This is a genomic window from Staphylococcus coagulans (assembly GCF_002901995.1).
Lineage (GTDB): Bacteria > Bacillota > Bacilli > Staphylococcales > Staphylococcaceae > Staphylococcus > Staphylococcus coagulans.
The window spans coordinates 87507-110702 of the sequence record NZ_PPQN01000016.1; the positions used below are offsets into that span (position 1 = coordinate 87507).

Annotated in this window: 20 protein-coding genes and 1 pseudogene; 18 read left to right on the forward strand and 3 right to left on the reverse strand. The window is 38.1% G+C overall.

The window, feature by feature from the left end:
* The first annotated feature begins 9 nt into the window (after nucleotides 1-9).
* The 13 genes from CD118_RS04795 (at nucleotide 10) to nreC (ending at nucleotide 14718) form a co-directional block, all read left to right on the forward strand.
* A complete protein-coding gene (locus tag CD118_RS04795) occupies nucleotides 10-561 on the forward strand; it encodes a GNAT family N-acetyltransferase (RefSeq protein ID WP_060829446.1) in 552 nt (183 codons plus the stop codon).
* A gap of 359 nt (nucleotides 562-920) precedes the next feature.
* Nucleotides 921-1661 carry a sirohydrochlorin chelatase gene (locus tag CD118_RS04800; RefSeq protein ID WP_103356340.1) on the forward strand — a complete coding sequence of 247 codons (741 nt, stop codon included), beginning with the start codon at nucleotides 921-923 and terminating at the stop codon, nucleotides 1659-1661.
* Nucleotides 1643-2104 (forward strand): precorrin-2 dehydrogenase/sirohydrochlorin ferrochelatase family protein, encoded by a 462-nt coding sequence (locus CD118_RS04805; protein ID WP_103356341.1) that lies wholly within the window; start codon nucleotides 1643-1645, stop codon nucleotides 2102-2104. Before CD118_RS04800 ends, CD118_RS04805 begins: the two co-directional genes overlap by 19 nt.
* Nucleotides 2097-4502 (forward strand): nitrite reductase large subunit NirB, encoded by a 2406-nt coding sequence (nirB, locus tag CD118_RS04810; protein WP_103356342.1) that lies wholly within the window; start codon nucleotides 2097-2099, stop codon nucleotides 4500-4502. Before CD118_RS04805 ends, nirB begins: the two co-directional genes overlap by 8 nt.
* A gap of 5 nt (nucleotides 4503-4507) precedes the next feature.
* Entirely contained in the window at nucleotides 4508-4822 is a 315-nt protein-coding gene (nirD, locus tag CD118_RS04815; protein ID WP_016426190.1) for a nitrite reductase small subunit NirD, read from the forward strand.
* Nucleotides 4810-5754 carry a uroporphyrinogen-III C-methyltransferase gene (gene cobA, locus CD118_RS04820; protein WP_103356343.1) on the forward strand — a complete coding sequence of 315 codons (945 nt, stop codon included), beginning with the start codon at nucleotides 4810-4812 and terminating at the stop codon, nucleotides 5752-5754. Before nirD ends, cobA begins: the two co-directional genes overlap by 13 nt.
* Before the next feature lie 328 nt (nucleotides 5755-6082).
* Nucleotides 6083-9754 (forward strand): nitrate reductase subunit alpha, encoded by a 3672-nt coding sequence (locus CD118_RS04825; RefSeq protein WP_103356344.1) that lies wholly within the window; start codon nucleotides 6083-6085, stop codon nucleotides 9752-9754.
* Nucleotides 9744-11300, forward strand: a complete 1557-nt coding sequence (gene narH / locus CD118_RS04830) for a nitrate reductase subunit beta (protein WP_050330030.1) — start codon at nucleotides 9744-9746, stop codon at nucleotides 11298-11300. The genes CD118_RS04825 and narH overlap by 11 nt, the downstream gene beginning before the upstream one ends.
* Entirely contained in the window at nucleotides 11293-11868 is a 576-nt protein-coding gene (locus CD118_RS04835; protein WP_050330031.1) for a nitrate reductase molybdenum cofactor assembly chaperone, read from the forward strand. Before narH ends, CD118_RS04835 begins: the two co-directional genes overlap by 8 nt.
* Nucleotides 11861-12538, forward strand: a complete 678-nt coding sequence (narI, locus tag CD118_RS04840) for a respiratory nitrate reductase subunit gamma (RefSeq protein WP_050330033.1) — start codon at nucleotides 11861-11863, stop codon at nucleotides 12536-12538. The genes CD118_RS04835 and narI overlap by 8 nt, the downstream gene beginning before the upstream one ends.
* Nucleotides 12539-12553: 15 nt before the next feature.
* On the forward strand, nucleotides 12554-13015 hold the full coding sequence (gene nreA, locus CD118_RS04845; protein WP_050330034.1) for a nitrate respiration regulation accessory nitrate sensor NreA: 462 nt from the start codon (nucleotides 12554-12556) through the stop codon (nucleotides 13013-13015).
* Nucleotides 13012-14055 (forward strand): sensor histidine kinase, encoded by a 1044-nt coding sequence (locus tag CD118_RS04850; protein ID WP_206167713.1) that lies wholly within the window; start codon nucleotides 13012-13014, stop codon nucleotides 14053-14055. The genes nreA and CD118_RS04850 overlap by 4 nt, the downstream gene beginning before the upstream one ends.
* A 12-nt stretch (nucleotides 14056-14067) precedes the next feature.
* Nucleotides 14068-14718: a nitrate respiration regulation response regulator NreC gene (nreC, locus tag CD118_RS04855; protein WP_016426198.1), complete on the forward strand. Its 651-nt coding sequence runs from the start codon at nucleotides 14068-14070 to the stop codon at nucleotides 14716-14718.
* A gap of 693 nt (nucleotides 14719-15411) precedes the next feature.
* Here nreC and lepB read toward each other — a convergent pair.
* Nucleotides 15412-15983: pseudogene (lepB, locus tag CD118_RS04860) on the reverse strand (signal peptidase I).
* Nucleotides 15984-16411: 428 nt separating this feature from the next.
* Here lepB and CD118_RS04865 point away from each other — a divergent pair.
* Nucleotides 16412-17581 (forward strand): nitrate/nitrite transporter, encoded by a 1170-nt coding sequence (locus CD118_RS04865; protein WP_060829453.1) that lies wholly within the window; start codon nucleotides 16412-16414, stop codon nucleotides 17579-17581.
* Nucleotides 17582-17833: 252 nt separating this feature from the next.
* The gene (locus CD118_RS04870) at nucleotides 17834-18190 is read left to right on the forward strand and encodes a DUF3139 domain-containing protein (protein WP_016426202.1); all 357 of its coding nucleotides are present in this window, start codon (nucleotides 17834-17836) and stop codon (nucleotides 18188-18190) included.
* Nucleotides 18191-18474: 284 nt separating this feature from the next.
* On the opposite strand, the gene CD118_RS04875 is transcribed toward CD118_RS04870, so the two are convergent.
* Nucleotides 18475-19416, reverse strand: coding sequence for a lactate/malate family dehydrogenase (locus CD118_RS04875; RefSeq protein ID WP_103356346.1), 942 nt, complete (start codon nucleotides 19414-19416; stop codon nucleotides 18475-18477).
* A gap of 416 nt (nucleotides 19417-19832) precedes the next feature.
* Between CD118_RS04875 and CD118_RS04880 the strand changes: the two genes are divergently transcribed.
* Nucleotides 19833-20906: a M42 family metallopeptidase gene (locus CD118_RS04880; RefSeq protein WP_103356347.1), complete on the forward strand. Its 1074-nt coding sequence runs from the start codon at nucleotides 19833-19835 to the stop codon at nucleotides 20904-20906.
* Between the two features lie 89 nt (nucleotides 20907-20995).
* Here the strand turns inward: CD118_RS04880 and CD118_RS04885 are convergent, their stop codons facing one another.
* Nucleotides 20996-21352: a DUF4889 domain-containing protein gene (locus CD118_RS04885; RefSeq protein ID WP_050330041.1), complete on the reverse strand. Its 357-nt coding sequence runs from the start codon at nucleotides 21350-21352 to the stop codon at nucleotides 20996-20998.
* Between the two features lie 270 nt (nucleotides 21353-21622).
* Here CD118_RS04885 and CD118_RS04890 point away from each other — a divergent pair, with 270 nt between their 5' ends.
* Together CD118_RS04890 and CD118_RS04895 are read left to right on the forward strand one after the other, a co-directional pair.
* The gene (locus CD118_RS04890) at nucleotides 21623-21829 is read left to right on the forward strand and encodes a YozE family protein (RefSeq protein ID WP_060829455.1); all 207 of its coding nucleotides are present in this window, start codon (nucleotides 21623-21625) and stop codon (nucleotides 21827-21829) included.
* Nucleotides 21830-21987: 158 nt separating this feature from the next.
* Nucleotides 21988-23181, forward strand: coding sequence for a CynX/NimT family MFS transporter (locus tag CD118_RS04895; protein ID WP_103356348.1), 1194 nt, complete (start codon nucleotides 21988-21990; stop codon nucleotides 23179-23181).
* The last annotated feature ends 15 nt before the right edge of the window (nucleotides 23182-23196 follow it).

Consider the following 23196-nt stretch of genomic DNA (forward strand, 5'->3'; position numbering starts at 1 on the left):
GGAGAGAAAATGTCTCAAATCAATATTCGGTTGGCGACATTGGAAGATGCTGAGAGATTGCAACAACTGATGTATCGTGCATTTACGCCATTAAGAGAAGTGGGCATCGACTGGCCGTCTGTGAATGCCGATTTAGAAATGATCGAAAAGAATATTAAGTACAATGCTGCGTATGTATTGGAGAAAGATGGAGAAGTGATTTCAACGTTAAGTATTCGCTTCCCATGGGAGCCTAAAAATCCAGTATCGAAATACCCGTTTGTTTGGTGGTTTGCAACGGATCCTGATTATAGTGGGCAAGGCTATGGGCATCAAATGATGTCTTATGTTGAAAATACGATATTGCGCGATACGCTTAAAGCGCCGGCCGTTGTGTTAGGGACATCTGCACGTAAAATGAGCTGGTTAAAAGATGTATATGAAAGACGTGGCTATGAAACATTTTTTACGCTTGAAGAACCGAGTGGTGATCAAGGTGCCATGATGGTTAAAGTATTAATACCCGAACGTTTTAATCGTTCATTATTAGCACCGCCACCATGGTTTGAAGGTGAGTCTTAAATATCGTGCTAGGATAACATTTAATTTGCGTGTCAAATGAACTTAATCATTCATAAAAAGTCCGAGATTTTCGTAAAAAGTGTGATAATATCTCGGGATTCGTCTTGTTTAAAGACGAGGTATAAATGAGATATGTTGAGATGAATAAGTCGTATTAAAGATACGAATGATCATATGGTCAAATAGGTTGTTGCAGTGGCAACTCAAACGTTGTTAAAGTATATGAAATAAAGTCATGATTGAACTAGGGAATTCCCTCAAATTCAGCTGGAGGGGATTCCCTAGTTTTTATGTTTTCTGTGAATTTTATCACATAAATAAATGGATTTCGTCTACAATAAATGTGTGGGGGTGAAGTGATGGAAAAAGTCATATTAATTGTACACGGTATGAGAAAAGGCGAGCTCAACCAAAAATTAATTCAATTTGTTGACCAACTGTTTGAAGGTGACAAGTTAAATTATGATATTGCGTTTTTAGAGAGTGAAACGAAAGACTTGAATACGACGCTTACAAAGCATATTCGTCAAGGTGCCGACACTTTATATCTTGTGCCATTGTTACTTTTCTCAGCGTCTCATTATTATGAAGATATAGTCGTGGCTTTAGAGAAGTGGCAAGCTCAATATCCGAATATTGTCTTTCATTTAACGAAGCCACTCGGTACACATCCTAAGATGGAGACGTGGGCGCGTTATCGTATTGAAGCAATGGAACGAACATCGGGTCAAAATGTAGGGGTGGTGCTTCTTGCTCACGGTAGTGAAAGATTCAATGAACCAGATTTGGCCTTAACGCGTATTGCCAATCAACTTTCGACTGCTCAGGAAACTTGCTATCCCAGCATGGTCTATGGAGCATTAGATTTTAAAACGCGGTTACTACAAATTGCACAACAACATGACACCTTATGTATTGTTCCGTTTTTCTTATTTGATGGTTTTTTAGTACAACGGACAAAGGCGCAAATTAGAATGATGCAGTTACCGTGTGAAGTTAAATTTACAAATGCCATCAACTTTCACCCGATATTAAAAGAAATCATCTTAAGTCGTTTATCTGAATGTCGAGGAGGTGTCCCGTGTATCCAATACAGTTAAATTTATCTAATAAAACGGTCGTCATCATTGGTGGTGGGAAAATCGCTTGGCGGAAATTTAAAAAGGTCATGCATGAAGCAAAGACGGTTAAAGTGGTTAGTCCTGAATTTAATCCGGCATTTTACACAAGGACGTGGGCACCCCATATCACTTTGGATAAAAAAGCTTATGATTCAAAAGACATTGCGGATGCCAATCTCATCATCATCGCAACGAATGATGTAAAGGTGAACCAGCAAGTGCATGATGATGCGCGTCCTGAACAGTGGGTGAACCACACTGGAGATCGACGACAATCTGATTTTTATAATTCATTCGATTTTGTACACAACGAAATGACAATTAGTGTGAGTTCTGAAGGGCAATCTATTCAACGCACACAAGCATACGGCGCAAAAATAAAAGCGTATTTAGAAACGCTTGAGGAGGATTTCCATGAGTAAAACAAGATTATTAATGGTGGGTAACGGAATGGCAGGTGTCCGTACAATAGAAGAAATATTAGAGCGAGATCCTGAGCGCTTTGATATCACAATTATTGGTAAAGAACCGTACCCTAACTATAACCGAATCATGTTATCTAACATTTTACAAAATAAAATGACTGTAAAAGAAACCATAATGAATCCTTATGAATGGTATGAAGAAAATCATATTCAGCTTATTACAGGTGATAAGGTTGTTCAAATTGATCGCGAAAAACAACAAGTTGAAACAGAACAAGGTCAAATTGTGGGCTATGATCAAATGATTATCGCAACGGGCTCAGATTCTTTTATTTTACCGATTGATGGTTCACGTTTAGAAGGTGTTGTCGGTTTTAGAACCATTGATGACACAGAGAAAATGTTAGAGATCGCGAAAACGAAACAAAAAGCAATCGTCATTGGTGGGGGACTTTTAGGACTAGAATGTGCAAGAGGTCTCGTTGATCAAGGGATGGATGTTACAGTTGTTCATTTAGCAGAGTGGCTCATGGAGGTTCAGTTAGATCGCAAAGCCGGTGAACTCCTTAAAAAAGATTTAGAAAAACAAGGTATTAAATTTGAACTTCAAGCCAATACGCAAGAAATCTTAGGCGAGAAAAATGTAGAAGGCATCCGATTATCTGATGGTCGTGTATTAGATGCCGATATGGTTGTAATGGCTGTTGGTATTCGACCTGTCACAAAAGAAGCACGTGCAGCAGGCTTAGAAATTGGACGTGGTATCATTGTCGATGACTTTATGAAAACGAGTGATCCTAACATTTATGCGGTGGGTGAGTGCGCTGAGCACCGCTCAAAAGTGTATGGTTTAGTTGCCCCATTGTATGAACAAGGCAAAATTTTAGCGGATCATATAACAGGTCGTCCAACTGAAGGCTATCAAGGTTCAACGACTTTCACTTCTTTAAAAGTTTCGGGTTGTGATCTTTTTAGTGCAGGTCAAATTACTGAAAACGATGAAGTCCATGGTATTGAGACGTTTAATGGTGTCGATAATATTTATAAAAAAGTCTTCGTTAAAGATAAAGCGATTGTCGGCGCAGTACTTTATGGAGACACAGAAGAAGGTAATCGCTTCTACAATATGATGAAAAAAGGCGAAACTATTGATGATTATACATTAGTATCCATCTTGCATAAAGCGGGTGAAGTTGACGCTATTAGTGTGGCAGAAATGGATGACGATGAGACAATTTGTGGTTGTAACGGGGTCTCTAAAGGTACAATTGTCAACGCGATTACAGAACAAGGTTTAACGTCAGTTGCCGATGTCACACGTGTGACAAAGGCCGGTAATTCTTGCGGTAAGTGTAAAGGACAAATTGCAGAATTACTTGAATATACACTTGGTGATGACTTTGAAGCAAGTGCACCAACGGGTATTTGTGGCTGTACAGATTTATCAAGAGATCAGATTGTGACACAAATTCGCGCAAAAGGATTAAAAACGTCAAAAGAAGTGCGTCATGTATTAGACTTTAAAGATAAAGGCGGTTGTCCAAAATGTCGACCTGCACTGAACTATTATTTAAACATGGTCTATCCGGAAGATCATGAAGATGAAATTGCATCACGCTTTGCCAATGAACGCTATCATGCCAATATTCAAAATGATGGTACATTCTCTGTGATTCCTCAAATGCGTGGCGGTGTGACAGATGCAGATCAATTGATTCGTCTCGGTGAAGTAGCAAAAAAATATGATGTACCTCTCGTTAAAGTGACAGGTTCACAACGGATTGGTTTATATGGTGTAAAAAAAGAAGAATTACCAAAAGTATGGGAAGATTTAGATATGCGCTCAGCTTCTGCATACGGTAAGAAAACACGTTCTGTTAAAAGTTGTGTAGGTAAAGAATTCTGTCGATTTGGCACACAATATACAACAAAATTAGGTATACGTTTAGAAAAAACATTCGAATATATTGATACGCCACATAAATTTAAAATGGGTGTCTCTGGATTCCCAAGAAGTTGTGTAGAATCAGGCGTCAAAGATTTCGGTGTAATCGGTGTTGAAAATGGCTTCCAAATTTACGTAGGGGGTAATGGCGGTACAACTGTGGAAATCGCTGAACATTTAACTACGGTTGAAACAGAAGATGAAGTGGTTAAACTTTGTGGCGCTTATATGCAGTATTATCGTGAAACAGCAATTTATGCTGAGCGTACAGCGCCATGGTTAAGACGTATAGGCTTTGATCAAGTCAAATCGGTTGTCTTGGATCCTGAAAAACAAGAAGCACTCTATGAACGCATTATGGAAGCAAAAGTGGCCGTTTCCAAAGAACCATGGAATGAGATTGTTCAAGATGAAATGAAACAGAAAATATTTGAAGTTGAGAAGGTGTGAGGCATATGTTAAAGGAAAAAGTTAAAGTTGCTAAAGTTTCAGAATTAGAGCCTTTAATTGGTAAAAAAGTCATTGTCGGAGATTTAGAGATAGGCTTGTTTCTAACTGAAGCGGGTGAAATTAAAGCTATTCATAACGTTTGTCCTCATAAACAAGGTCCTTTATCAGAAGGAACAGTGAGCGGAGACTATGTCTTTTGTCCATTACATGATCAGAAAATTGATTTGAATACCGGTGAAGTTCAAGCGCCTGATGAAGGATGTGTCGCGACCTATCCTGTTGAAATTGTAGATGGAGATATTTACGTATGTCTGCCTTAAACGCGTCTCAACCTAAAGTCTATCTTATTGGCGCAGGGCCAGGACATCCCTGTTTACTAACTAAAAAAGCAGAGCGTTGCCTCCAAAAAGCAGATGTCATTTTATATGATCAGTTAGTTCATCCATTTTTACTTCATTTGTCTTCACCAGAGACAGAATGGATTCACGTAGGTAAGACGCCTTATACGAAATATATTAAGCAAGAGCGTATTAATCAGTTACTCGTCGAAAAGGCACAAACTCCGCAAACCATTGTACGACTCAAAGGAGGCGACCCTGCTATATTTGGGCGGGTCGCTGAAGAAGTCGAAACGTTACGTGCGTACCATATTGATTATGAGATTGTTCCGGGGATTACGGCTGCGAGTGCTGCAGTGAGTCAACTAGGAAGAGGATTAACAGAACGAAATGTATCGACAAATATTACTTTTACGACGGGCCACTTTAAAAACAACGAAGAAAATGAAATTGATATGACGACTTTAGAACATGGTGGTACGTTAGCCATTTATATGGGGATTAAACGTTTACCTCGATTAATGCATGATATTAAAAATAAAATGGGAATCGATTTTCCAGTAGTGATTGTCTTTAATGCCACCCATCCTAACCAACGCGTGATAAGTGGAACGGTGAATACAATTGTAGAACAAGTTGAAATGTTGCCTGAACGCCTAGGACCAGGTGTTACCATTGTGGGGCAGGTCGTAAGGGATGTGCAAACAGTCATCGCGAACACCTCAAGAAACTACGAAACAGTGTTAATTAGAGGTGAACGAATGGAAGCGATAGAGCGCGCTTTTGATTACTTTGAAGCGGGACATCAAGTCGTGGTTGATGATCGTCACTATTCAGATTTACATGCTTCTCAAATTGAAAAAATTACCCAACTTATTCAAGATACGACTTTTACACAGGTCGTTGATTTATAAGAGATTTTAGCATTTCGTTAATTAAGTTGCGCTAAGATGATTTTTAATAAAAAATTGTCTCAGCGCTTCTTTTTTATGATAAAACTTCGTATTAATATGACTTTGCATGCGCTCAAAATCCAAATTACCTTCACCAAGTTTTTCTTGAATTCAGTCAAATTTAGTTGAGAATTTAACCGCTAAGCAAGCGATTTAGAACCACGTATTAGGTATGTAAAAGCATAGGGATTCCACTTGATGAAATAGGTAAATCCCTAATAGGATACGCTTGTGAATAAATGTACAATATGGGTAATGACTGAAGTCTATGTGTAAGAGGAGGATGACAATGGCTAGATTTGGACTGAATTTTTTTAAGCCTACTGAAAAATTTAACGGGAATTGGTCGGTATTAGAACACAAAAGTCGTGAATGGGAAAAAATGTATCGAGAAAGATGGAGTCATGACAAAGTAGTCCGTACAACGCATGGTGTGAATTGTACAGGTTCATGCTCATGGAAAGTCTTTGTGAAAAATGGTGTGATTACTTGGGAAAACCAACAAATTGACTATCCAAGTTGCGGACCAGATATGCCAGAATTTGAACCACGAGGTTGTCCACGCGGTGCTTCATTCTCCTGGTATGAATATAGTCCACTCCGTGTAAAGTATCCTTATGTTCGAGGAAAATTATGGGAATTATGGACAGAAGCGTTGGAAACATACCAAGATCCAATTAAAGCATGGGCTTCAATTGTAGAAGACGAAGAAAAAGCACGTCTATATAAGTCAGCACGTGGTAAAGGTGGGCATGTCCGTGCGAACTGGAAAGACGTGGCTCAACTTATTTCAGCTCAATTGATTTATACAATCAAAAAAGATGGGCCTGACAGAATCGCAGGATTTACGCCAATTCCAGCGATGTCTATGATTAGTTACGCGGCAGGTGCACGTTTTATTTCGTTATTAGGTGGAGAAATGTTAAGTTTCTATGACTGGTATGCGGATTTACCTCCAGCATCACCGCAAATTTGGGGTGAACAGACAGATGTACCAGAGTCGAGCGACTGGTACAACGCGAGCTATATTATGATGTGGGGTTCAAACGTGCCACTCACTCGGACACCAGATGCACACTTTATGACTGAAGTTCGATATAAAGGGGCTAAAGTAGTTTCTGTTGCGCCTGACTATGCTGAAAATGTAAAGTTTGCTGATAACTGGTTGGCTCCTAATCCGGGGACAGATGCAGCGCTAGCACAAGCAATGACGCATGTTATTTTACAAACTTACTATGAAGATGAACCTTCAGAAATGTTTATCAACTACGCCAAACAATATACGGATATGCCGTTTATGATTCGATTAGATCAAGATGATAAAGGTTACAAAGCGGGACGTTTCCTCCGTTCAAGTGACTTTGGCAGTCAGTCTGAGAATAGTGAATGGAAACCGGTTGTTTTAGATTGTTTGACAGACACGATTCAAGTTCCAAATGGGACTATGGGCCAACGTTGGGAAGATGGCAAACAATGGAACTTAAAATTAGAAAATGAAGCGGGCGCTAAAATTGATCCTGCAATGACAGTTGCAACGGGTGATTTTGAGCATGTCACAATTCAATTCCCATATTTTGATAACGCAGGCAATGGCGTATTTGAGCGTGTGATTCCAGTGCGCAAAGTGACGTTAGCGAACGGTGAAGAAACATACATTGCAACAGTTTATGATTTAATGGCAAGTCAATACGGTGTGAAACGTTTTAATCATGAACTAGAATCAAAAGGTTTTGATGATGCGTCTTCTTTCTATACACCTGCTTGGCAAGAGAAGATTACAGGTGTCAAAGCGAATGTTGTGACACAAGTGGCAAAGGAATTTGCACAAAATGCCATCGATACTGGTGGACGTTCTATGATTATTATGGGCGCAGGGATTAACCATTGGTTTAATTCAGACACCATTTATCGTTCTGTGTTAAACTTAGTCGTTTTATGTGGCTGTCAAGGTGTGAATGGCGGCGGATGGGCCCATTATGTTGGACAAGAAAAGTGTCGTCCGATTGAAGGTTGGAATACGATTGCTTTCGCTAAAGACTGGCAAGGGCCACCACGTTTACAAAATGGAACAAGTTGGTTTTACTTTGCGACAGACCAATGGAAATATGAAGAGTCAGGTGTTGATCGCTTAGCTTCACCACTTGCAGAGAATATCAAATTACAACATCCTGCTGATTATAATGTTTTAGCTGCACGTAATGGCTGGTTGCCTTCTTATCCACAATTTGACCGCAATAGTCTTTTATGGGGAGAAGAAGCACGCGATGCTGGTGAATTTAATAATGAAGCGATTTTAAAACGTGCCATTGAAGATGTGAAATCACGTAAAACAAAATTTGCAGTTGAAAATCCAGATTTACGTAAAAATCATCCGAAGACTTTATTTGTTTGGCGCTCGAATTTGATTTCAAGTTCTGCTAAAGGTCAAGAATACTTTATGAAACATTTACTAGGTGCAAAATCAGCACTAATGGCTGAGCCAAATGAAACGGATCGACCTGAAGAGATTGAGTGGGGAGAAGATACAGTAGGTAAACTTGATCTCCTTGTTTCTTTAGACTTCCGTATGACAGCAACGCCTTTATATTCTGACATTGTTTTACCAGCGGCCACTTGGTATGAAAAACATGATATCTCTTCAACAGATATGCATCCTTTCATTCACCCATTCAATCCGGCAATCGATCCATTATGGGAATCACGTTCAGACTGGGATATTTTCAAAACGATTAGCCGAACATTTTCTGAAATGGCTCGCATTCACCTCACTGGTACTTATAAAGATGTTGTAACATCACCGCTTGCACACGACTCTAAGCAAGAAATCTCACTGGCATACGGTAAAGTGCACGACTGGACAAAAGGTGAAATCGAACCAATTCCGGGTCAAACGATGCCAGGCTTTGCAGTGGTTGATCGTACTTATACTGACGTTTATGACAAATTCATTTCTGTGGGACCTTTACTAGAAAACGGTAAAGTTGGTGCCCATGGCGTGAGCTTTTCGGTCAAAGAACAATACGATGAACTTCGAAGCATGGTAGGGACATGGGAAGATGATTCGATTAAAAATAATAAACCGCGGATTGATACAGCGCGTAAAGTAGCTGATGTGATTTTAAATGTTTCATCTGCTTCAAATGGCCAAGTTTCACAGAAATCATACGAAGACTTAGAACGACAAACGGGTATGCCATTAAAAGATATCTCAGCAGAACGCGCATCTGAGAAAATTTCATTCTTAAATATTACATCACAACCACGTGAAGTGATTCCAACAGCGGTCTTTCCGGGTTCGAACAAACAAGGTAGACGTTATTCTCCATTTACAACAAATATTGAGCGACTAGTGCCATTTAGAACGTTAACAGGACGCCAAAGCTTTTATATTGATCATGAAGTTTTCCAACAATTTGGAGAAGCGTTACCTGTTTATAAACCAACATTACCACCAATGGTATTTGGAACGAAAGATAAGCCTGTCAAAGGTGGCGTCGATACACTCGTACTTCGATATTTAACACCACATGGTAAATGGAATATCCATTCAACATACCAAGATAACCAACATATGTTGACGTTGTTCCGTGGGGGGCCAACGGTATGGATTTCAAATGAAGACGCAGCACAACATGACATTAATGATAATGATTGGTTAGAAGTGTATAACCGTAATGGTGTAGTCACAGCGCGTGCAGTCGTGTCACATCGGATGCCTCGAGGCACAATGTATATGTATCATGCACAGGATAAACATATTGAAACACCGGGGTCTGAAATTTCGGGAACACGTGGTGGATCGCATAATGCACCGACGCGTATTCACTTAAAACCGACACAATTAATGGGGGGCTATGCCCAAATCAGTTATTCATTCAATTATTATGGTCCAATTGGGAACCAACGGGATGTATACGTGGCAGTGAGAAAGATGAAAGAGGTGGATTGGCTTGAAGATTAAGGCGCAAGTAGCAATGGTTCTGAACTTAGACAAATGTATCGGATGTCATACATGTAGTGTGACATGTAAAAGTACTTGGACAAATCGACCTGGTGCAGAATATATGTGGTTTAACAATGTAGAAACAAAACCGGGTATCGGCTATCCAAAACGATGGGAAGATCAAGAGCATTACAAAGGGGGATGGACATTAAACAAAAAAGGTAAGCTGGAGTTAAAATCAGGAACACGCTTGAACAAAATAGCACTTGGTAAAATTTTCTATAACCCAGATATGCCAGTGATTAAAGATTACTATGAACCTTGGACATATAACTATGAGCACTTAACAACAGCTAAACCTGCCCAACATTCTCCTGTCGCAAAAGCCCATTCATTAATGACAGGACAGCGTATGGACTTAGACTGGGGTCCTAACTGGGAAGACGACTTAGCAGGCGGACATATTACGGGCCCTCAAGATCCTAACATTCAAAAGATTGAAGAAGAAATTAAATTTAACTTTGATCAAACGTTTATGATGTATTTGCCTCGACTTTGTGAACATTGCTTAAACCCAAGCTGTGTCGCATCTTGTCCTTCAGGGGCGATGTATAAACGTGATGAAGATGGTATCGTGTTAGTCGATCAAGAAGCGTGTCGTGGATGGCGTTACTGTATGACAGGTTGTCCTTATAAAAAAGTATACTTCAACTGGAAAACAAACAAAGCAGAAAAATGTACATTTTGTTTCCCTCGTGTAGAAGCAGGGATTCCGACAGTTTGTTCTGAAACATGTACAGGCCGTATGCGTTATTTAGGCGTGCTATTATATGATGCGGATCGCGTTCAAGAAGCGGCGTCTGCTGAAAACGAGCAAGACTTATATGAAAAACAGTTGGACTTATTTTTGAATCCTTATGACGAGGCAGTTATTGAACAAGCAGAGAAAGATGGTATTTCTCAAGAATGGATTGAAGCAGCTCAAAATTCACCGATTTATAAATTGGCAATTGAATACAAGTTAGCGTTTCCACTTCATCCAGAATATCGTACAATGCCGATGGTTTGGTACTGTCCACCTTTAAGTCCAATAATGAATTATTTTGAAGGACAAAATGCCGGAAACAATCCTGATGCTATCTTTCCAGCAATTGAAGAAATGCGTTTACCTGTACAATATTTGGCAGAGCTTTTCACAGCTGGGGATACAAAAGCTGTGAAAGGGTCACTTCAACGAATGGCTATGATGAGAAGTTATATGCGTGCACAAAATACAGGCCGTGAGTTTGACATGTCACGCTTAGATCGTGTGGGTCTCACAGAAAGACAAGCAAAAGACATGTACCGTTTATTGGCGATTGCGAAACATGAAGATCGTTTTGTGATTCCAACGTCACATAAAGAGCAATACATGGACACTTATGCAGCGCAAGGAAGTCAAGGCTATGGTGGTGAACATTTCGGGGCGAACTGTGATGGTTGTGGTGTGCCTGTAGGTGCAGGTGGTAAAACAGGCCGTGAAATTTATAACGACAATTTCTATGGAGGGATTTTCCGTGATTAATCTTGATCGGCTAAACAGCTATAAAGAGACGCTCGGTTACATGAGCCAACAGTTAATTTTTCCAGAGAAGTTAACCTTCCACCCTAAAGTCTTTGAAGAAATTTTTCATGAAGCGCACCCCGCATATCCATATGTCAAACAATATCGTGAAGAAATGTATGAAAAGAGTTTATCTGAAATTCAAATGCTTTACACTGATACGTTTGATTTTAATAAAAAAGCGACACTCTACATGACATTTAATCAGTTTGATACCCAAAAAGAACGCGGACAAATGTTAGCAAAATTAAAAGTACTTTATGAAATGTTTGGCCTAGAGATGCCTTCATCTGAGCTTTCAGATTATTTACCATTGATGTTGGAGTTCTTATACGCTGCTCAATTTGACGGGGATGAAAGGGCACAAGAAAACACGCAATTATTAGTGATGATCATTGAAGATGGAACGTATCCGATGATGAAATATCTTGAAGAAAAAGGCAATCCTTATCGTCACTTAATTAAAGGTCTTAGAGAAACGTTAAAGCAATGCATTGTACAAGTCGAAGAGGTGAGACATCATGTTTAATCAATTTTTATGGGTGATTTTCCCGTACCTCTGTCTTGCAATCTTTGTGATTGGTCATATCGTTCGCTACCAATATGACCAGTTTTCATGGACTGCAAAATCGAGTGAATTTATTGAAAAGAAGCAACTTAAGTGGGGGAGTCTCATGTTTCATTTAGGGATTATTCCCGTGTTTTTCGGTCATGTCGTTGGATTATTGATTCCGGCACATTGGTTAACGGCAATCGGTGTGAACGATCATATCTACCATATCGGAGCGGTGTATATCGGAAGTATTTTTGGTATAATAACGTTAATCGGTATGTTGTTGTTAACTGCTAGACGCGTGACTAAACAAAATGTGCGCCGTTTAAGTTCTGCATCAGATATTTTTGTCAATTTTTTATTGTTATTAATTGTTTTTATTGGATGTTATGCTACATTAGTGACAAATGCAACGACGCCTGACTTTGATTATCGACAAACGATTTCAATATGGTTTAGAGGTTTATTTACGTTGCGCCCTGATGCAAGTCTCATGGTGAGTGTTCCATTAACATTTAAATTGCATATTTTACTGGGTTTTACGATTATGGCATGTTGGCCTTTCACACGTCTTGTGCATGTGTGGAGTGTCCCTTTATCTTACGCGAGTCGCAGTTATATTATTTATCGTAAACACAAAATTTAAATTGGAGTGATGACCGTGAACCAGATTGATTTTTCTCAACATGATTATCAAGATGAAATAGATAGAATACGTCATGAATATGAGTTTGACTTTGCCGGTATCGCATTACCCTCAGAAGATCATGTTGGTACAAAGATCAAATGGCGTTACGTGTCAGGCAACTTAAATGAGCGTTATCAACGTATCGTCTTACGTCATGGTCATGGTGTGGCGGGTAATGTGATGAAGACAGGGAAGCCTATGGTGATTCCGGATACGACACATCATGAAATTCAAAGTTCACTTTTTAACTTTCCAATCTTAATGAGTGAACAGATTACCGCATTAATCGCTATACCTCTATGGCATAATCATCGTGTGAAAGGTGTGCTCTTATTAGGCCAACGTAATCAAAAACCGTTACCTCAGATTGCGAGTGATTTGTCGTTAATTAAAGGTATTAGTGGCTTAACGAGTGAAGATAAGGTGATGTTATGATGACAGAAAAGACACATGATTTATTGTCGTTTTTATTGTCGTATTACCATAAGACGTCAGAAATGATTATCTTTATTGACCGCAATGGTAAAGTGATTTATATGAATGAGGCAGCGAAACGTATCATCTCGCCAGATAATGATATGAGTGGTATTTCTAATACAATATGTGGACGTTGTGAAGGATATACCAATGAACATGATTTGCGTACATGTCAAAACTGTTTTTTACATTCAGAAACGTTAGGGAATACGACTTTTCAAGTTTTTATGAAGACGACTGACAATAAAATTGAGCCTTTTACAGCCACATACCAAACGATTGATGAAGCCCAACAGATTAAGGCGTTTACTTTACAAAATGTCACAGCACAACTACAAAGACAAGAAGAACTTTATCAACGTAATATGATTCAAAAGACGATTGCAGCACAAGAAAATGAGCGGAAACGTATCTCTAGAGAACTACATGATGGTGTAGTTCAAGAGTTGATTAATGTGAATGTTGAAATGCGCTTGCTCAAATATCAGCAAGATATGGATTCTTTATTAGCAAACTCTAGAAATATTGAGGGCTTGATGACAAAATTAATTGATGACATTCGAAATTTATCATCAGAGTTGCGTCCTTCCTCCTTAGATGATTTAGGGTTAGATGCCGCTTTTAAGTCTTATTTTAAGCAACTTGAAAATAATTATGGATTAGTTGTGAATTATCACTTTGATATTGAACCAGAACGTTTTGATACTGAAATCGAAACCGTTGTCTATCGCATCGTTCAAGAAGCAGTTTTCAATGCGATGAAATATGCAGATGTTGATGATGTCGATGTCATCATACGAAAAGACCAAAATTATCTCTATGCTGAGGTTTCAGATCAAGGTTTAGGTTTTGAACCGAGCGATTCGCCTAAAGGGTCTGGATTAGGCTTGTATGGGATGTATGAACGTGCTGAGTTGGTCAACGGGCATTTGAATATTGAAACGCAGAAAGGTAAAGGCACCATCGTATCGCTCGAAGTACCAATTAGTCAAAAGTGAGGGGAATAAAGCATGAGAATCGTAATTGCTGATGACCACGCCGTCGTACGTACAGGCTTTTCTATGATACTTAACTTTCAAGAGGATATGGAAGTCGTAGGGACGGCTGCCGATGGCGTTGAGGCGTATCAAAAAGTGATGAAATATGAGCCGGACGTACTCATTATGGATCTCAGTATGCCACCGGGTGAATCAGGATTAATTGCGACGAGTAAAATCTTAGACAGTTTTCCGAATACTAAAATTCTGATATTAACGATGTACGATGATGAAGAATATTTATTCCACGTCTTGCGAAGCGGGGCAAGTGGCTATATTTTAAAGAATGCGCCAGATGAACAATTATTGTTAGCGATTCGCACAGTCTATCAAGGGCAAACTTATATTGATCCTAAAATGACTACGTCTTTAGTTAAAGAATTTGTTCAATCTTCACAGGATGAATCGTACTCAAATGACCCATTCAAGATTTTATCGAAACGTGAACTTGAAATTTTACCGTTAATTGCCAAAGGATATGGGAATAAAGATATTGCTGAAAAACTATTTGTCTCTGTTAAAACAGTAGAAGCACATAAAACACGTATTATGGATAAACTTAACTTAAAATCAAAACCAGAGCTCGTGGAGTATGCATTAAAGAAAAAGCTATTAGATTTCTAGTCGACGAAAATGAAGTGTTTTTTGAAGCATAAACAATTCCAATATACGGAGCGGTTTTGAATAATCAAAAGGTGTGTGTAAAAAAGTTCGGCACATCAATTACAAAATAAATAGCGCTAAGATGATTTTTAATAGAAAATTGTCTTAGCGCTTTTTATATGATGAAACTTCGTATTATATGACTTCGTTTTCCGAGGGAACAGCCTCAGCCTGTAGTCTTCCGCTCGTCCTGTTCCCTCAGGAGTCTCGTCGTAAATACTTCGTTTCTGCAAGTCACCATTCACTATTATAATTTTAAAAAATAAGTCACTTTCGTATCATTTAATTAATAAGGACAAAAAATCCACGATATTTATCCACATCATAAACGTTTAGAATTTAAAAGATATACATATCAAAATAAACGATATTTAATTGATAATACATTTACTTTGATACATCCCTCTAATTTTTACAGTTTTGACTTTCTAAAAAGCTTTCATTGTCTCCTAAAATTGTCCTCTATACCTTCATGATTATGGAATGATTGCCACAATGAACGAGACGCTTAAGGGAAGAGCTGAAGTCAAAAATCCAATTTGGCTTCATCAATTTTCAGCTTCAATTAAGCCAAATTTAGTTGAGACTTCAGCCCCTAACCAAGCGAGCTCATGTAGGCAAGGTTATCAAAAATTTGAAATGTCGGCTCTTTTGTTATTTAAAAGTGTCAGGGTTAAAGCCAAATTGGATTCGGTTGAAAGGCCAAACTCTTACGGTTACTTTACCTACAATCTGTTGTTCTGAAATCAGACCCACTTCAGGACGTCGACTATCAATACTATTTTGGCGATTATCCCCTAATACCAAGTAGCGATGTGCAGGGATTTTAGCCTCACCTTGCGCATTTTTTAAATCCTCCACATTAAAATCTTCGGTCAAAAAGTCCCCAATTTTGTACTTTTTATTAGAATCCAAATAGGGTTCTTTTATTTTTTACCGTTAACGTAAAGTTGATCGTCTTTATATACCACAGTGTCTCCTGGACGACCAATCAATCGCTTAATAAAGTCTTTATGTTGATTCTCATGAAAGACAATGACATCACCTCGATTGAGATGGTTCAATGACTTTGAAATCTTGCTGACAATGACACGATCTTTATCGTGAAAAGTGGGAAACATAGATTGCCCTTTAACGGTATAGGGTGTTCCAATAAAAGTTCTAATCAATAACACAATCGCAATGGCACTGACAATTGCGATGAGCCACTCAACTGTTTTTTTCAATCAATGCACCTTCTTTTTAAAATATAATTGCATGTTGATTATTGAAGTCATTCTCTATTACAAATGAGTATAACATACTCCTACACACGTCCCTATTTGATATCCTTTATTTTATAAATTTTTTATCTTTGCGAATTGATTTAGCTAGGTAAAAAAGCTATTTATGAGATGCCTGATTGTTAAACGTAAAGTGATGTCAATCTCGTCTTAATCCTGATTTTGTCTAATTTTCAACAATGCTTATACATCAATTTCAGGTTAGGGGATACCCCACACTGCGTATAGGGGAAGTCCTTATGTTATAAATTTCACAATAAAGTTAAACTATATTTGAGTTGGAAATGTTTAAATTATCATTTTATCAACGCGTAGAGAAAATTTAGTGAATTTGATTCGAAATGGAGTCAAACGAGAAAGGTGAATGATCAATGAATAAGTCAAAAGCGGGTTTACAATTAGGGCTTCAAACATTGAGTTTAGTGGCAGGGTTTATGGCATGGAGTATTATCGCACCATTGATTCCTTTTATTTCGCAGGATGTTCAAATCTCGAGTGGTCAACTTTCAATTATTTTAGCCATTCCAGTTATATTAGGCTCCGTCTTGCGTGTACCGTTTGGTTATTTAACGAATATCGTCGGTGCCAAATGGGTATTCTTTACAAGCTTTTTAGTATTACTCGTGCCTATATTCTTATTAAGCCAAGCGACATCTCCAGGGGCACTCATGTTTGCAGGCTTTTTCCTTGGTGTTGGTGGGGCAATCTTCTCAGTAGGGGTAACCTCATTACCTAAATATTTTTCCAAAGATAAAGTGGGGCTTGCGAATGGGATATATGGTATGGGTAACCTCGGTACTGCAGTATCTTCATTTTTAGCACCTCCTATTGCAGGTTTGATTGGTTGGCAAAATACAGTGCGTAGCTATTTAATTATTATGGCTGTATTTGCAGTCATCATGTTTTTCTTAGGTGATGGCAATGAACCAAAAGTCAAAGTGCCTTTAGTCGAACAATCAAGAAAGTTAATGCGTAATTACAAACTTTATTATTTAAGTTTTTGGTATTTTATTACATTTGGTGCATTCGTGGCTTTCGGTCTTTTCTTACCGAACTTCCTTGTTCAAAACTTTGGTATTGATAAAGTAGATGCAGGGATTCGTACCGGAGTTTTCATTGCATTAGCAACATGTTTACGACCACTTGGTGGTATTTTAGGTGATAAGTTTAACGCTGTCTCTATGCTGAAAGTATTCTTTTCAATTATGATTGTAGGTGCACTCATTTTAGGTATTTCCAGTCAAATTTTATTATTTACAATTGGATGCTTAACAGTGAGTATCTGTGTCGGTATCGGTAATGGCTTAGTGTTTAAGCTCGTTCCACTATATTTCACAACAGAAGCTGGCGTTGCGAATGGTATTGTCTCAATGATGGGCGGTCTTGGAGGCTTCTTCCCACCATTAGTGATTACAGCGGTAACGTCGCTCACAGGTTCAAGTCATCTCGCCTTTATATTCTTAAGTATTTTTGGGATTGTCGCATTATTAACAATGTTTAATTTATCTAAACGCGAACAAGCAGTGTCAACAGTTGAATAATCTAACTTTTTAAATGATAATCGAATGATTTAAAACGTCTTTGAAACGGGTGACAGCTCGTCTTTAAAGACGTTTTTATATGTGAAGCATAGTGAAGCTTAAGTTTTATTTTATGATGGCTCATGGTGAAATCCCAATTTGGATGCCGATTGTATTATGACTTTTATGTGACGACAAATACTGAAAGTAATGTAAGAAAAAGATTTGTGATAAGATGTATAATAAGATTGTAATAAGGTGGAGGCACATGAAATGGCAAAGAAAATTTTAAAACTCGTTTTGGCTTTAGTGTTGTTATTTGTAATTGTCGCGGCTGGCTTTTTTGCATATAAGGGTTATCAAAAAAGTCAAAACTTAAAGCTAATCGATCAGTATTTAACTGAACATCATTTGAGCGATAAAGTTATTAAAGAGAAGTCTGAGTATGATCCAAGAAAAGGTGTGTTTTATAAAGAATTAACCTTAAAAGGTGACGAAAAAAATACATATATTGCGCAGCCTATTCATCTCAAGCGTGGCTTTTTCTTACAAGGCTTCGATTCAAAAACGAAAAAGCATGATAAAAAAGCGAAATACAATTATTTCAATGAAAATTATAAAATGAAATAATGGCAATTCAAGGTCGTTGATCAAGCAAAGCACTGAAATCAGTTCTGGATTTCAGTGCTTTTTAATGAAGACGTGAGTTAGAGCGGATATTTTAAATCTACTTTGCATGTAATTTGTACTTTAAGTGACAAAATGGTGCAGTTGAATCAATATTTTTAAAAAGAAAAGGCAGTAGATGACGTTATGCACGTAACCTTTAACAAAAGTTTAGCATCGTGTGTCATCTCTGCCTAAATAAATGACTTTCAAAGGGCAATCAGTGCCGTCTGAAATGATTGCGAGACTTAATCTGTGACAGACGCAATTGCTGATTGAATATATTGAACAGCATGATCAAGTGCTTGTTTTTCTTCAACGTCTAGTGCGATTGGGAAGACGGTTTGATGCCCCTCTTTATTAACAAGTGTCGGAAGGCTAAATGCGACATCTTGGTAATCATAAACGTGCTGATGCACTGTCGAAATAGGTAAAATGCGATTTTCATCATAAAGAATGGCTTCTAAAAGATCAATTGTTGCGCGAGATATGGCAGAATTCGTCCAACCTTTATTGCGCATCACGTCAAATGACACTTTGTCAATTTCATCGCGAATCTTTTGTTTCGAGATGGCTTGCGTATGGCTCAGTTGTTCATATTCATCAAGGGGCATCCCTGCAATACGGACACGGCTCCATACCGGCATGGTTGTTTTGCCGTGTTCTCCAATAACGAAAGCTTCTACACTTTTCGGATCAACGTCGTAGTGGTCTGCAATCAATGTACGGAAACGAGACGATTCTAATAATGTGCCTGTTCCCATAATTTTTTCATGTGGATAATCATGTTGTATCTCTGCTAAATAAGTCATCGTATCTACAGGATTTGAAATCATAATAATATGTGGTGAGGTTGTTACCGCAGTAATGTTTGACATAATCTCTTGAATGATTGTTGCATTGCCGGATGTTAACGTTGTGCGATCCGCCATATCTGCTGTAGAAGGGACGCTCGCAGAGATGATGATCATATCAACATCATCTAAATCTGTGTAATTCCCTGCTTTTATTTTCGTATGATGTGTCCCACTGTAAGATTGGAAATGGCGATGATCCATTGCCTCTCCTTCCGCACGATTCAGATTGGTATCAATTAAGATGATTTCTTGAAATAGGCCTGTATATTGAATGTCCGTTAATACTTGGCTCCCTACATGACCAAGTCCAATTAAAGCGACTTTATGTGTCATGATTTGCCCTCCTTATCGATGTATCATATTGATGATGCGCATGACGCATATGAAAGCGAGGATGTCATGAATAAACAAAATTTTTAGTGTGTACCGTTTAAAATTTGACATCGTGTATATGCGATTGCACGCATGCTAAAAGCTAGTTAGACATGCCACTTATTGTTGAAAAAACGTTGGATTTCCATTGATGATTCTTTAATTGAAAATAATGATGATATCAACTGAATCCGATTCGCAAAAGGCATGTCAACAATTTGTCTTTTATTTCAGAAATTTCTAGATACCTCTAGTATATACTTTCAAAATTCTTCTATGCAATGAAAAACAAAAGTTGCGCAATGCTTAAATCATACTTTTGTCAGAAAAGTTTGTTAAAATTAAATAGAATTTAATCTGAAAGGGGTTTAACATAGATGAAAAATACAAAAGACTTATTAAAAAAATTAACAGATCTTAATGGAATCGCTGGACATGAACATCAGGTTAAAAAAGCGATGATTGAATTATTAGAACCCAATAGTGATGAAATGATCTATGATAATCTCGGTGGTGTCTTTGGTAAGAAAAAGAGCCAGTCTGGTCAACGTACAATTATGATAGCAGGACATCTTGATGAAATTGGTTTTATGGTGACTAAAATTGAAGCGCAGGGCTTTATTCGATTTACACCAATAGGAGGATGGTGGAACCAAGTGATGTTATCCCAAAAAGTGACAATCACAACGGATGAAGGACGCGAAATACGCGGCATCATAGGTTCTAAACCGCCACACGTTTTAGGTGCAGAAGAACGTAATAAACCTGTCGACATGAAGCATATGTTCATCGATGTCGGCGCAAAAGATAAAGCAGAAGTTGAAGCAGCAGGTATTGAAGTGGGTAACATGATTACACCTTATTCAGAATTTGAAACGCTCTTAAATGAAGACTATGTAACTGCAAAAGCATTTGATAATCGCTTTGGATGTGCTCTGGCAGTCGATGTATTAGACGAATTGAAAAATGAAGCACTCGATATTAACTTAGTTGCTGGTGCTAATGTCCAAGAAGAAGTGGGACTGCGCGGTGCTAAAGTAGCCGCGCATAAAGTGAAACCTGATTTAGCCATTGCGGTTGATGTCGGTGTCGCATATGATACGCCAGGGCTTGAAAGTGATGGCGATGTGAAAATAGGTCAAGGTCCAATTGTCTTAACATTAGATGCGACAAATATTGGTCATGTGGGGCTTATTCGCCATGTTAAAAAGGTCGCAAAAGCACACAATATTGAATTACAATGGGATTCAATGCCGGGTGGCGGAACAGATGCTGGGAATATGCATACCGCATTAGACGGTATTCCTTCTATTGCACTATCAATTCCGTTACGTTATATGCACTCAAATGTATCTGTAATTGACCAAAAAGATTATCAAAAAGCGATTCAATTAGTGACAGAAATCATTCGTGCACTCAATGATGATGTTGTTGATGAACTCATTTGGTAATTAAATATAGATATTAAAGTAAAAAGCAATGAAGGAAATGGCTGAGAACATTTTCTTCATTGCTTATTATTGATGCGAAAAATATTAAATTAATGGTGATGCATATCCATGTTATGCATATCATGAATTTTCATCATTAAGCCATGTGGAACATCATCATGTGATACGATTTGTTTTTTAACGAAATGATCAGGATCATCTTTTTTAGCTATTAATTTAACAAAGTCACCTTTTTTAGGTTGGAAATTATTATCCGTAGGGATTTTAACATTTTCTTTAACCGTCTTGTCAGATTCACTGATTACTTTTTCAGCTGTTGTGCTGTCTTTCATATAACCGTAATATATTTCTTTTTGACCGGAAAGCATCATCGCAACGACGACACCTAACGTCACAATTAGCATCGCAATAATGATGATAATACCAAGAGATTGTTTTTGCTTCATTATTTCTCGCTCCTTTATATAAAATGTATAGTCTAAATGTTGTATGAGGTGACTCGAAATTATCATTGTCAAATCTTTGTCACACTCTTATATTCCATTGTAGCGAATTCGTTTTAAGACAGAAAGTAAAAGTTAGAGTGAAATATGTCATTTTTGTGTCTTGCATTTATTTTGAAAAATTATATAATTAGGCTGTAAAAGATATATATTTGATTATACGTTCTAAAAGCGTACTATTCATTTTAACGTCAAAAAAGTAGAGGTGTTGTTATGAGTTTTTATGATTTTATGTTAGATTTTTTAGGCGATGATACACCTCTTGGGACGTTGGCTGCACATCTTGAAGAAGATCCCTCTTACCCTAGAGAGCTAATTCAGCCAGAAGATATTTTAGTTTACTTTAATCAACTTCATACTGTAGATAATGAATTGATTGAAACAGTGAAACGTGCAATTCAATTATATAGGGCAAAATAACTTTATATATGATTTAATAATAAAAGCATGTCAAAGCTGTGTCTACAGTCGAATATGACACGGAAAAGCCTGTTTAGGTTTTATCCGTGTTTTGTTTTACAATTAAAAGGCAGTCTTAATTTGAAGATGACATTGCATTTCATGTAAGGAGGAATAATATGTCAGAACAACTACTGAATCATAAAATTCAAAATCAATGGCTACGTGTTATCGGCATCTTGTTGATTGCCTCAACGCTACGTGCGCCGCTCACGTCTGTTGGACCCGTCATTGACCTAATAAAGCAAGATTTACATATTAATAACGGTATAGCAGGACTGATGACGACCATCCCGCTTATCATCTTCGGTATTGTGTCACCATTTGTGTCACGTATTCTTTCCCGTATTTCAATGTCACGTCTCCTATTACTGACACTAATTTTGACAGTCATCTCATTAGTTGTGAGAGTTTCTGGTGGCGTGAACGCTTTTTTCATTGGGACGCTCTTTTTAGGAATTGCTATTGCTTTAGCGAATGTGACTTTACCCGCATACGCAAAAGCATCTTTTCCATTACAAATCGGCCTCATTACGGGAATTTATAGTGCAACAATGAATTTTACCGCTGGATTGGGAGGCGGGCTGAGTTTTCCACTTGCTTCTCTTTCGCCCTTGTCTTATCGCCTCTCACTCTCTTTTTGGATTATTTTTGCAATACTGGCAGTCATCGTTTGGCTTCCGCAAGTCAAACGAAATCCGCATGTCTCTACGCAAACAAGTCATGGATTAAAAAAGCCAATTTATCGCTCCAAAATGGCTTGGGCAGTCGCTTTGACGATGGCGTTTCAATCGATGATGTTTTACAGTATTGTCGCATGGTATCCTTCTATTTTAGTGAGTAAAGGGATTGCACCGGAGACGGCGGGCTACTTTCTGATGTTGAATCAATTTGCACAACTACCGATGACCTTTGTGTTTCCAATTATCGCTGCTAAAATGTCGACACAGAGAAGTCTCGTTATTATTATTACATGCCTGATGGGCTTAGGATTTAGTTTATTATTGAGTCAGCAAGTGGTGGTATTGCTTATTGCGATGATATTGACAGGGATGGGCATTGGCGCATGTTTTAGTTTATGTATGACACTCTTTTCAATTCGTTCGCGCACAACAGCTGGAAGTACGATGTTGTCAGGATTTGGGCAATCTATAGGCTATTGGGTCGCAGCTTTAGGCCCTTTTATTTTAGGCGTAGCGCATGATCACTTTCACGGTTGGACCATCGCGATTATATTATTTTTTGTGATGGTCGTCGGTGTCTTCGCTGCCGGGATGTATGCCACACAAAATGCATATATTGAAGATCTATGAAGAAAAAAGGAACGC